General features: G+C 73.5%; 10 protein-coding genes. 7 read left to right on the top strand and 3 right to left on the bottom strand.

Annotated elements, in window-relative coordinates; genetic code table 11:
* The first annotated feature begins 215 nt into the window (after window positions 1-215).
* Together QQ657_RS05205 and QQ657_RS05210 are read left to right on the top strand one after the other, a co-directional pair.
* On the top strand, window positions 216-929 hold the full coding sequence (locus QQ657_RS05205; RefSeq protein WP_284740909.1) for a thioesterase II family protein: 714 nt from the start codon (window positions 216-218) through the stop codon (window positions 927-929).
* Window positions 926-3,211, top strand: coding sequence for a non-ribosomal peptide synthetase (locus tag QQ657_RS05210; RefSeq protein WP_284740889.1), 2,286 nt, complete (start codon window positions 926-928; stop codon window positions 3,209-3,211). The genes QQ657_RS05205 and QQ657_RS05210 overlap by 4 nt, the downstream gene beginning before the upstream one ends.
* 216 nt (window positions 3,212-3,427) lie before the next feature.
* Here QQ657_RS05210 and QQ657_RS05215 read toward each other — a convergent pair whose 3' ends face one another.
* From QQ657_RS05215 to QQ657_RS05225, 3 genes are all read right to left on the bottom strand, one after another.
* Window positions 3,428-3,895 (bottom strand): cupin domain-containing protein, encoded by a 468-nt coding sequence (locus QQ657_RS05215; protein WP_284740890.1) that lies wholly within the window; start codon window positions 3,893-3,895, stop codon window positions 3,428-3,430.
* The gene (locus QQ657_RS05220; protein WP_284740891.1) at window positions 3,892-6,594 is read right to left on the bottom strand and encodes a BTAD domain-containing putative transcriptional regulator; all 2,703 of its coding nucleotides are present in this window, start codon (window positions 6,592-6,594) and stop codon (window positions 3,892-3,894) included. Before QQ657_RS05220 ends, QQ657_RS05215 begins: the two co-directional genes overlap by 4 nt.
* A gap of 248 nt (window positions 6,595-6,842) precedes the next feature.
* Complete coding sequence (locus QQ657_RS05225) at window positions 6,843-7,790, bottom strand: LysR family transcriptional regulator (protein ID WP_284740892.1); 948 nt, start codon at window positions 7,788-7,790, stop codon at window positions 6,843-6,845.
* 100 nt (window positions 7,791-7,890) lie between these two features.
* Between QQ657_RS05225 and QQ657_RS05230 the strand changes: the two genes are divergently transcribed.
* The 5 genes from QQ657_RS05230 to QQ657_RS05250 are packed head-to-tail and all read left to right on the top strand — an operon-like array spanning window position 7,891 to window position 10,737.
* The gene (locus tag QQ657_RS05230; protein WP_284740893.1) at window positions 7,891-8,127 is read left to right on the top strand and encodes a hypothetical protein; all 237 of its coding nucleotides are present in this window, start codon (window positions 7,891-7,893) and stop codon (window positions 8,125-8,127) included.
* Window positions 8,124-8,990, top strand: coding sequence for an AAA family ATPase (locus tag QQ657_RS05235; RefSeq protein ID WP_284740894.1), 867 nt, complete (start codon window positions 8,124-8,126; stop codon window positions 8,988-8,990). The genes QQ657_RS05230 and QQ657_RS05235 overlap by 4 nt, the downstream gene beginning before the upstream one ends.
* On the top strand, window positions 8,983-10,074 hold the full coding sequence (locus tag QQ657_RS05240; protein WP_284740895.1) for a vWA domain-containing protein: 1,092 nt from the start codon (window positions 8,983-8,985) through the stop codon (window positions 10,072-10,074). The genes QQ657_RS05235 and QQ657_RS05240 overlap by 8 nt, the downstream gene beginning before the upstream one ends.
* A 10-nt stretch (window positions 10,075-10,084) precedes the next feature.
* Window positions 10,085-10,351 (top strand): hypothetical protein, encoded by a 267-nt coding sequence (locus tag QQ657_RS05245; RefSeq protein ID WP_284740896.1) that lies wholly within the window; start codon window positions 10,085-10,087, stop codon window positions 10,349-10,351.
* On the top strand, window positions 10,348-10,737 hold the full coding sequence (locus tag QQ657_RS05250) for a hypothetical protein (protein WP_284740897.1): 390 nt from the start codon (window positions 10,348-10,350) through the stop codon (window positions 10,735-10,737). Before QQ657_RS05245 ends, QQ657_RS05250 begins: the two co-directional genes overlap by 4 nt.
* Window positions 10,738-10,892: the final 155 nt, after the last annotated feature.

The following is a 10,892-nucleotide window of genomic DNA, read 5'->3' on the forward strand; positions in this document are numbered from 1 at the left end:
GACAATTCCCTTTCCTTCGAAACTCGGCCACGGCAGCGGAAAACGGCGCACTCTCTATTCCGGGCATTTCTGTTTCCGGTCGCCAGGTTAGGAGTCGGCGTCCTGGCAGAATGCTCGTCCCGCGAAACCGGGAACGAGACTGGCACGGTGCCACCGGGGCGGCCACTAGCGTCGGAAAACGCATCGCTGCCCCGTACGAGGATGGTCTGGTGAGCATGAAGTTCTACTGCTGTCCCTTCGCCGGTGCCGGCGCGAGCGTCTACCGTTCCTGGACGCCGCCCGGCGACGCGGAAATCGAGATCCGGCCGGTGCAGCTGGCCGGCCGCGAAGAGCAGTTCAGCCTCCCGCCGCACGAAGACGTCGCTTCCGCGGCCGAGCACGCGCTCGGGCAGATCCGGCGCTCCGCCGTGGCGGGCGAGGAGATCGTCCTGTTCGGCCACAGCTCGGGCGCCGCCGTCGCGTTCGAGACGGCCCGCGCGATCGCGGCGTCCGGCGAGTTCCGGGTGGCCGGGCTGGTCGTCAGCGGCGCGCCGGATCCGTTGACGCCCTTGGACCTCGGCCTGCGCGGGCTCGAGGGCGAGGAGTTCGTCGCCGCCGTCGAGCGGCTGATCGGCTACGCCCACCCGGCGCTGGCGCAGCCCGAGCTGCGCGACATCCTGCTGCCGCCACTGCGCGCGGACCTGCTGGCGCGCGAGGCGTACCTGGCCCCCACCGGCACCCGCCTGCCGGTGCCGGTGCTCGCGATCCGCGGCGCGGACGACCCGCTCGTGTCCCGGGCCGACCTGGCCGGCTGGGAGCGGATCGCCGGCGACCGCTTCGACGTCGCCGAACTTCCGGGCGAGCACATGTACTTCCTGCCGGACCCAGGCCCGCTGCTGGACCTGCTGGCCGCGCGGTTCGCCGTCCCGGCGCGGGAAGGTACCCGATGAGCGACGACTGGATGTCCTTCGGCCCGGCCGGATCCGGGCCCGCCGAAGTGAGTGCTCCCCTTCCCGCGGGCAGCCCGGCGGACGTGCGGACGCTCGCCGCCGCCACCGCCGCCGTGCTGGCCCGGTTCTCCGGCGGCACCCCGCGGATCGCGCTGCCGGACGCTCGCGGGCGGCGGACGTGGATCCTCCCGGTGGCCGAAGACCTTTCCGCTTCCCGTTACCTGGCAACGCTTTTCGTCGGTGCCTCGGCCGACGAGGGGCCGGCGCCGGTCGCGATCGGCGTGGCGGACGGCGGCTTCCCGCTGGTGCTCGACCTCGATCCGGCCGACCCGCAGCGCCTGCGTTGCCGCTTTCGCCGTGAGCAGGTCCACGAGACGGCGGCCCGCTGGCTGTTGCACGGCGTCGGCGTCCTGCTGGAGCTGTTCGTCCGGAACCCCGGCGCTCCCCTCGGTTCCGCCGACCTGACCGCCGGCGAGCACCCGGCGCCGGTGCTGCCCGGCGAAGCCGCCCCGGCCTGGCTCGACGGCGAACACACGCTCCACGAGCTGATCCAGCGCCGCGTGCTGGCCGATCCGGACGCGATCGCCGTGACGGCCGGGTCGCGATCGGTGTCCTACCGGGAACTCGGCGCAGCCGCGGACGTCCTGGCCGCTCGGCTCGCCGCCCGCGGCTGCGGCCCGGGCAGCCGCGTCGGACTGAGCTTCGCCCGGTCGCCGGAGCTGATCGCCGCGATGTTCGCGGTGCTGAAGACGGGCGCCGCGTACGTCCCGCTGGCGCCGGGCAACCCGCCCGCCCGGCTGCGGCAGATCGCCGAGGACGCGGAGGTGTCGCTGGTCCTCGCGGACGCCCCCGCCGAGCTGGGGCCGCCCACGCTGGTCGTCGACGGCGGTGTGTGGACGGACCGGGCGGAGCCGTTCCTGATGACCGGGACGGCGGACGACGGCGCGTACCTCATCTACACCTCCGGCTCCACCGGGCAGCCGAAGGGCGTGGTGGTCGCGCACCGGCAGATCTGCAGCCTGCTCGACGCGGCCCGGGTGTTCGGGTTCGGCTTCGGGTCCGCCGACAGCTGGGCGCTGTTCCACACCTACTCGTGGGACTTCTCGGTGTGGGAGATCTTCGGCTGCCTGACCACCGGCGGGCGGCTGGTCATCGTGCCCGAGGAGACCGCCCGCGACGCGCACGCGCTGCACGACCTGCTGTCCGCCGAGGGTGTCACCGTGCTCAACCAGACGCCGTCGGTGTTCACGCAGCTGGCGGCGGTGGACGCCGGCCGAGCGGAGCGGCTTTCCGTGCGGCTGCTCATGTTCAGCGGCGAGCCGTTGGACATGGCGCTGATGCTGCGGTGGTTCGAGAGGTATCCGGAGAATGGGTGCCAGGTGATCAACATGTACGGGATCACCGAGACGACGGTCGCGTGCACGTGGCACCCGGTCACCCGCGAGGCCGCGGCGGCGGGCAGCCGCTCGGTCGGGCGGGCAGTACCCGGCTGGCGGGTCGACGTGGTCGACGAGCGCGGCCGGCGCGTGCCCCCGGGGGTGCCGGGCGAGATCCTGCTCGGCGGCGCCGGGATCGTCGACGGCTACCACCGGCGACCCGAGCTGACCGCCGCCAAGTTCCTCGGCGAACCGGGCGCGCGCTGGTACCGCACCGGCGACCGCGGCCGCGTGCTGCCCGACGGCGAGCTGGAGTACCTGGGCCGGCTCGACGACCAGGTCAAGATCCGCGGCCACCGCGTCGAGCTCGGCGAGATCCGCGCGGTGCTGCTGGCCGAACCGGGCGTCCGCGCGGCGGCCGTCGTGGTGCGCCGGCGTGGTACGGGCGCGGGTTCGGAGCGGCTGGACGCTTATGTTGCCGGCACCGGGCTCGACTTGTCCGTTGTGGACAAACGGCTCCAGGAGCAGCTGCCCGAGTACATGGTGCCGGACACGCTGACCGAGCTGGCCGCGCTGCCGGTGAACGCCAACGGCAAGCTCGACCCGGCCCGCCTGCCCGAACCCCGGGCGGTCGTGGCGGACCGCGGTCTCGTCGACGCCGTCGAAGCGACGGAGTTGCAGCTCCGGGTCGGCGAGCTGTGGTCGGGCGCCCTCGGCCGCCCGATCACCCTGGACGACGACCTGTTCCTCACGGGCGGCAATTCCCTGCTGGCCTTCACGATCGTCGACGGGATCCGGAAGGCGGGCCTCGGCGATCTGGCGGTGGCCGACCTGTATCGCACCCGCACGGTCCGCGGAGTGGCGGAGATCTTGGCGAGCCTCTCCCCCGCGGGGGCCGCGAACTGACCGGGGCACCCACCGCACCCGCCGCCGGCATCCCGCGGCCGCCGGCACGATCAGGCGCCCACCGCCGGGCCACCGATCACGGCACCCCCGCCGGCTCCACCTCACCACGAAATCCGCAAGGCCGGCCTCGGCGAACTGGCGGTGGCCGACCTCTACCGCACCCGCACAGTCCGCGGCGTGGCGGAGATCCTGTCCCCCGTGGCCGCCCGGACCTGATCAGGCGCCGTCCACCGAACCCGGCGGCAGGAAGTCGACGTCGTGCAGTGCCGACAGCCGGACTACCTCCGCCGGGTCCGCCAGGTCGTGCAGCCGGTCGAAGAGCTGGGCGAGCCGGCCGGCCGGGCTCACCCAGAACAGGCCGCGGGTGATGCCCTCGCCGCGGTTGTAGTAAGCGTGCGGCAGGCCCTTCGGCATCCGCACGGTGTCGCCGGGGCCCGCGGTGGTCCACTCGCCGTCGAGGTAGAGGGTGAACACGCCCTCCAGGATGTAGATGTGCTCGTCCTGGGTCGGGTGCACGTGCGGCGGCACCCCGGTGCCGGGCGGGTCGAGCGTCTCGAACGCGAAGCTCGACTCGCTCGCCGCCTTCAGGGAGTAGGTGTGGCCGAGCACGTTCCACACCTTGCCCTCCCCGGCCGGCGTGATCCCCTTCGGCAGCGGACCGAGCACGATTTCCTCGCCGGTCATGGCACCTCCTGCTGGTCGTGGCCGGTCTCGGCCAGTCGTTCCTGGACGCGGGCGTGGCGGAACTGGTAGACGCCGCCGGCCTGCCGCAGCACGCCGCGGCGGTGGGCGTCGTCGAGGAAGTGCATGAGGCGCCACGGAAGGCGGCCCGTCGCCGCGAGCCAGACGTGGTGGACGAAGTAGTTGCCCCACGCGCGCGTCACCAGGACCGTCAGCCCGATGCCCCCGCCGAAGAACACGCCGACCACGATCGGCAGCACCGGGTTCGTCGCCGCCGGGAAGACCTGGCCGCCGGCGAGCGCGCCCGCCAGGCCGTAGCACGCCGCCGCCACTCCGCGGCCCATGAACCAGCCGAACGACGCGCCCGCGAGCCCGCCCGCGAAGGCCAGCGCGAGGTCGTACCGGCCGCCCAGCACCGGCAGGAACCGCGTCTGCGCCGTGAACGCGAACGCCATCCCGTCGAACAATCCCAGCGTCACCAGGAACGAGACCGCCAGCGCGATCGCCCCGGTCCGTTCGTTGCGCAGGATCGTCCCCGGGCTCGACACGCGGCTGGCGTCGACCGGCTTCGCGAGCCACACGTGCACCGCGAACACCAGCCCGAACACCACCGCCAGGAAGACGACCAGGCCGGTGGCCAGCGACCAGCCCAGGCCGAGCAGCACACCCACGACGGCACCGATCGCGAAGCGGCCGGCGAACTTCCGGGCGGCCCCGGCGAAGCGCAGTTCGGTGCGCAGCGGCTCCGGCGCGCGCCCGAAGCGGTGGGTCAGGTAACCGGCGCCGCCGAAGGAAAGGCCGTAGATCGCGGCCAGCGCCGGTCCGTCGTCCAACAAGCCGGTGACGACGAAGAACAGCGCGATCAGCGCGCCGATCAGGGCCGACCGAGTCCCGGCCGGCACCGCCCGGTAGAGCTGCCACCAGGCCAGGTCGCGGCTGCGCGCCCGCTCGAGGTGCCGGGCCAGGAACCCCAGCCAGCGGGTCGCCTCCTCGGCCGTGTACCGCCCGGACGGGCTGGTCTTCGGGTTCCGCCCCGGCGACCGCGGCACCTGCGCGTAGGCGTTGGGGACGAACGAGTCGAGCAGCCGGCCTTCGAGGGCGCCCGCGTCTTCGGCGTCGAGCAGCTCCGCGGGATCCGCGCCGGGACGGCCGTAGCCGATCCGCGCGAGGTCGACCATCAACGGCGTCCGCAGCACCCGGCCCAGCGCCGCGTCCGGCTCCCGGCGCAGCCGCTCGGCGACCGGGCCCCAGCGGTCACTCCCTCGCGCGGAAAGATAGGTGATCGCCTCCTGCCGGGCCACCGGTTCCAGCCGCACCACGGTGGCGGCGCCCAGCACCGGGCCGGCTTCGCGGGTGACCTGCTCGTACTCGGCCGAGCGGCAGGTCAGCACGAGCGAGCGGCCGACCGCCATGGTCTGGTCCAGTGCGTCGAGCGCCGCGGCGCGCAGGTCGGTCGGCATCTCGTCGAGGCCGTCGAGGACCGGGACGACGTGGCCGCCGAGGACGAGCCGCGTCGGCGCGCCGGGCCCGTACTCGCGGGCGTTGAGCAGCGCCGGGTGGTTGTCGGCGAGCCGGCCCGCCAGCCACCGGTCGAGGTGTTCACGCCGCGGATCCCAGGAGGCCAGCGAAAGCAGGACCGGGACCGGGGTCCCCGGGTCGCGGGTGCGCAGCAGCTCCAGCGTCAGCATCAGGGCGAGCACGGACTTGCCGGAGCCGGGATCGCCGAGCACGACCAGCTGCCGCTCGGGCAGCGCGGCGAACGTCTCGGCGATGTCGTCGAGGTCGCCCCGGCGCGCGGGCCTGCCCGGGCGCGCGAGGGCCGACCAGCGCAGGACGATCGGCTGCGGCCGGTGCAGCGACCGCAGCTCGGCTTCGGCGCGCCACTGCCACGTGACGGCTTCGGCCAGCTCGGTGACCGCGCGATCGAACTGGTGGTGCGCGGGCGGGGTTTCCGGCTCGGGGTCACCCGAGGTGGCCTCGGCGAGGATCTGGTCGTGCAGCCGCCGCAGGTCGGGGTTCGGGTCGACGCCGAGCTCGTCGGCCAGCCGCCGGCGCAGGCCGTGGAACAACGTCGAGGCCTCGGCGTAGCGGCCCTCCTTCGCGAGCGCGCGCATCAGGAGCAGGTGGGACAGCTCGCGCGTCGGGTGCTCGCCGCAGAACTCGGTCAGCTCGCGGACGACCTCACCCGTTTCGCCGAGCCGCAGCCGCCATTCGGCACAGAGCTCCACGGCGTCGGCGCGCTGCTCGTCGAGCACCGCCGCCCGGCCGGCCAGCGTGGTCGTCCGCAGCCCGTCGAGCGCCGGGCCGCGCCAGAGGGCGAGCGCGGCCTGGATCTCTTCGACGGCGTCGACGAGCTTCGCCTGCCCGGCGAGTCCTCGTGCGGCCGCGACGTGCCGGCGGAACCGGAGCGAGTCGAGGTCGTCGCTGTCGGTCTGCAAGCGGTACCCGGGGCCGTCGGTGAGGATCATCCCGCCGGTTTCGCCGAGCCGGCTCCGCAGCGCGGAAACGCAGTTGCGCACCTGCTTCACCGCCGTCGCCGGCGGCTCGTCCTCCCAGAGCGCGTCGATCATCCGCTCCACGGGGACGACCGAGTTGGGATTGAGCAGCAGGGCGGCCAGCGCACGCTGCTGGCGCGGGCTCGCGAGGGTGACCCGATCCCCGTACGCAAGCACTTCCAGCGTCCCGAGAATCCGGAACCTCATCGCATCCCCCCTCGACCTCAAGGCTACCGGCTCCGAAACGCGCAGGTGGCGGCGTGGATGCCGGCGCGAGGACGAAACGAGGACGGCTTCGGGAACCCTAGGGGCACGGTGAAAGAGGGGGAATGCCGGGGCGACCCGGTGGCGGGCGCGTCGTTGGGGGTCGCGCCCACCACCGGGACCGCCGGGCCCGCGAAGAGCGGGAAGGCGTGCCTTCGCGGGATTTCCCGGACGCGCGGCAGGGCCGGCGATCAGCTCCAGATCGTCACGTAGACCGGCGGCCGGAAGCGCGACGGCGGCACCCCGCTCCCCGGCGACCGCATCACCTGCATCGCCGCCGGCGTACCCAGGAAGTGCCGCAGCGAGTTCGCCGCCGCCGAACGGCGGTCCGTCGGCAACGTCGTCACGTGCCAGCACAACGACAGCGGTGTCCCCCGGGTCGGGACCACCGCCAGCTCGTGGCGGCGCAGCTGGGGCGCCACGAGGTGCTCCAGCGCCACCGACACCCCCGCTCCGCTCGCCGCCGCCGACCACGCCGCCGTCTGGTTGGGGAAGATCTGGATGCCTTCGTCCGGTACGCCCAGCCGGCGCAGCAGGCGGAGCGTGTCGCTGCCGGGGTCGGCGCCTGCCGGGTCGAGCAGCCAGCGCCAGTGCGCCGGACTGCCCTGGTGGCGGCTGTTCGGCGCGCCCACCACGACCAATGACCCCCGGAACACCGGGACGCAGTCGAGGCCCTTCGCCGCGTCGCCGGTCAGCTCGGGACCCAAAGCCACGTCGGCGAGGCGGTTCGCGACCAGGACCGCCAGCTCCGTGGTGCGCGCCAGCCCGGCCGACGCGTCGATGGAGTTGCCCGAGCGCCGGGTGAACGCCTCCAGCAACGGGTTCGCCACGAACTCGGCGATCTCGCTGGTCACCGCCAGCTGCAGCCGCGCCGCCACGCCGTTGGCCTGCCGGACGGCGGCGTCCGCCTCGGCGCCCAGCGCCACCATCTGCGAGGCGATCGGCAGCAGCCGGCTGCCGCCCGCGGTGAGCGTCATCCCGCCCGCGCGCTTGATCAGGAGCTTGTCCCCGTGGTGCAGGCGCAACGCGGCCAGCGCCTGCGACACCGCGGGCTCGCTCACGCCGAGGGCCTTCGCCGCGTCCGTGACCGAGCCCAGCCGGGCCACCAGGACGAACGCGTTGAGCTGGCCCAGTGTCATAGTCCCAGGTTCTCCGTCGAGCCGATCACGGGACACTACAACTTAAGGGAAGCATTAATCGAGGCCCGGCACGGACACGAACCGCTACTAACCTCGGCTGATGGCCGATTCCGACGAGACCCTCCGGGTGCTGCGCGAGATCTGGGACGCCGGCGGGCGGAGCAGCGAAGACGTCGAAGAAGCGTGCGGGCCGCAGAAGGCGTGCAAGAGCATGCAGGCCGTCGGCTTCGACGGGCTCACCTCGAGCTGGCGGGACCAGCTGGCCGCCGACGGCAAGCTCGACGCGGGCGCGACCCCGATCCGCGACCTCGTCCTCGGCCCCGACCGGCAACCGTGACGCGGGAGTACCCGGACACCGTCGCCGGCCTGACCGAGCGGCTGCGCACCGCCGGCTACCTCGCCGACCGCGGCCTCGCCACGGCCCTGCTCGTGGCCACCCGCCTGCACCGCCCGATCCTGCTGGAGGGCGAGGTCGGCGTCGGGAAGACCGAGCTGGCCAAGACGGTGGCGGCGGTGTTCGGCCGCGAGCTCGTCCGCCTCCAGTGCTACGAAGGCATCGACACGGCGCAGGCGCTCTACGAGTGGGACTACGCCCGCCAGCTCCTGCACATCCGGGCCCTGTCCGCCCCCGAAGCGGGCGAGCGCGCCGTGGCCGACCTGTTCGGTCCCGAGTTCCTGGTGGAACGGCCGCTGCTCACCGCGATCCGCCGGGGCGCCGACGCCGTGCTGCTCATCGACGAGATCGACCGCGCGGACGACGAGTTCGAAGCGTTCCTCCTGGAGCTGCTGGCGGACTTCCAGGTGACCGTGCCCGAGATCGGCACGATCCGGGCGCCGAGCCCGCCGCTGGTGGTGCTGACCTCGAACCGCACCCGGGAGCTGCACGACGCGCTCAAGCGCCGCTGCCTCTACCACTGGATCGACTACCCGGCCGCCGACCGCGAGGTCGAGATCGTGCTGGCTCAGGAACCCGGCCTGCCCGAACTGCTCGCCCGCAAGGTGGTCGCGGCCGTGCACCGGCTGCGCGAACTGGACCTGGCGAAGCCGCCCGGGGTCGCGGAGACGATCGACTGGGCGCGGATGCTCCGGTTCCTCGGCCTGGACGAACTGGACGCCGACACGCTCGGCGCGGTGGTCAAGGACCGCGACGACCTCGACGTCGTCCGCGCGAACCTGGCGGAGATCACCTCCGGTGGCTGACGCGATCGCCGGTCTGTTCGCCGGTTTCGCCCGGGCGCTGCGATCCGCCGGGGTCGCGGCCGGGCCGGGTGACGTGCTGACGTACTGCCGCGCGCTGACCGTCCTCGACCCGGCCGATCTGTCCGATGTGTACTGGGGCGGCCGGGTCACGCTCCTCGGGCGGCACGAGGACATCCCGCGTTACGACGAGGTCTTCCGGCGTTACTTCCTCGGCGGCGAAGCCCTGCCGGAGGCGCTCGTCGCGGAGGTGGCCACCGACGCCGTCCTGGCCCTTCCCGAAACCGAGGGCGACGGGCCCGAGCGGGAGGCGGAGGCGGTGCTCGGGCTGACCGCGTCCGCCGTCGAATCGGTCAAGGACAAGGCTTTCGGCGCGTGCACCCCCGAGGAGCTGGCGGCCATCCGGCGGATGATGGCCCGGCTGCGGCTCACCCCGCCGCGCCGCCGCACCCGCCGGACCCGGCCCGCGCGCAAGGGCCCGATCCCCGACCTGCGGAGCACCGTGCGCGGGACCCTGCGCCGCTACGGCGAAATCGACGAGCTGCGCCGGCGCCGCCGCCGGGTCAAGCTGCGGCCGCTCGTGCTGGTGCTGGACGTCTCGGGTTCGATGGCGGACTATTCGCGGCACCTGCTGCAGTTCGCCTACTCCGCGCGCCGGGCGGCGGCGCGGGTCGAGGTGTTCTGCTTCGGCACGCGGCTCACCCGGATCACCGACGAGCTGGGCGAACGCGACGCCGACTTCGCGCTCGCCCAGGCCGCCCGCACGGTCGTCGACTGGGAAGGCGGGACGCGGATCGGCGACTCGCTGGCCGAGTTCGTCCGGCGCTGGGGCCGGCGCGGGCTCTGCCGCGGCGCGGTGGTGGTGATCTGTTCCGACGGCCTCGACCGCGGTGACCCGGAGGTGCTGGCGAACGCCGTCGAACGGCTGTCGCGGCTGTGCCACCGGCTGGTGTGGACGAACCCGCACCACGGGCACGGGTCCGCCGTCGGGATGCTCGTCGCCGGCCCGCACGTCGACCTCGTCGTGCCGGGCGGCGACCTGCGCAGTCTGGAAGAGCTGGCGGCGTTGCTGCCGCGGCTGGGATAGGAGGACGCGGATGCGCTGGAGCGTGGCGATCGAGGCAGCCGGGGACCGGGTGCTGACGCGGGAGGAGATCGTCGAGCTGGCCGACGCGGTCGCGGCGAGCGGCGGCATCGCGAGCGGGATCGGCACCACGCGCTACGGCGCGCGGCTGCTGGTCGAGGCACCCGACCGGGCCACCGCCGCCGAGCTCGCGACCCGCGACTTCGGCCGGGCCGTGGCGACGGCCGGGCTCCCGGTGTACCCGGTGGTGCGCACGGAAGTGCTGGGCGAGGACGAATGATCCGGCTGGGCTCGGCGGCGGGCTACCCGTTCGAAGGACCGCGCCTGCTCGGCGGCTGGACCCCGCCGGCGGCGGCCGCGGTGTACGCCGTGCTCTACCGACCGGACCCGGAGGAGCGCCCGGGCCGCTACGCCGTCACGTACGTCGGGCACAGCGACGACCTGTCGCGCGAGCGGTTCCCGTTCCAGCACGCCAGGGCGGCCTGCTGGATCAAGCGCGCCGGCTCACGCTGGAAGGTGCACATCTGCACGTACGTTGCTCCCGGCGCGGGACGGGCGCACCGGGAGCAGATCGTGCGGGAGCTGCTGGCCGTCTACCGCCCGGGCTGCAACGCCGAGCGCTTCGAGCACGACTGGCCCGAACACTGGATCGGGCACAGCAGCTAGCGCGGGTCGGCAAGAGGTCGTGAGTGAGAAACAGGGTTAGAACACTGTGCCATGTTTCAGGACATCGTGAACAGGTATGTCTCACGACATCGTGGACAGTTTCGGGTTGATGAGACGTTGGTAGCGTACCGACCGGTCTAGCGTCAGCTGGCGGG

The sequence above is a fragment of the Amycolatopsis ponsaeliensis genome, assembly GCF_030182635.1.
In the GTDB taxonomy this organism is placed as follows: Bacteria; Actinomycetota; Actinomycetes; order Mycobacteriales; family Pseudonocardiaceae; genus Amycolatopsis; species Amycolatopsis ponsaeliensis.

What these genes read in the sequence shown, in the direction of transcription:
- QQ657_RS05220 (WP_284740891.1), bottom strand. Translation starts at nt 6,594, where the DNA reads ATGAGGTTCCGGATTCTCGGGACGCTGGAAGTGCTTGCGTACGGGGAT.
- QQ657_RS05225 (WP_284740892.1), bottom strand. Translation starts at nt 7,790, where the DNA reads ATGACACTGGGCCAGCTCAACGCGTTCGTCCTGGTGGCCCGGCTGGGC.
- QQ657_RS05250 (WP_284740897.1), top strand. Translation starts at nt 10,348, where the DNA reads ATGATCCGGCTGGGCTCGGCGGCGGGCTACCCGTTCGAAGGACCGCGC.
- QQ657_RS05205 (WP_284740909.1), top strand. Translation starts at nt 216, where the DNA reads ATGAAGTTCTACTGCTGTCCCTTCGCCGGTGCCGGCGCGAGCGTCTAC.
- QQ657_RS05245 (WP_284740896.1), top strand. Translation starts at nt 10,085, where the DNA reads ATGCGCTGGAGCGTGGCGATCGAGGCAGCCGGGGACCGGGTGCTGACG.
- QQ657_RS05230 (WP_284740893.1), top strand. Translation starts at nt 7,891, where the DNA reads ATGGCCGATTCCGACGAGACCCTCCGGGTGCTGCGCGAGATCTGGGAC.
- QQ657_RS05210 (WP_284740889.1), top strand. Translation starts at nt 926, where the DNA reads ATGAGCGACGACTGGATGTCCTTCGGCCCGGCCGGATCCGGGCCCGCC.
- QQ657_RS05215 (WP_284740890.1), bottom strand. Translation starts at nt 3,895, where the DNA reads ATGACCGGCGAGGAAATCGTGCTCGGTCCGCTGCCGAAGGGGATCACG.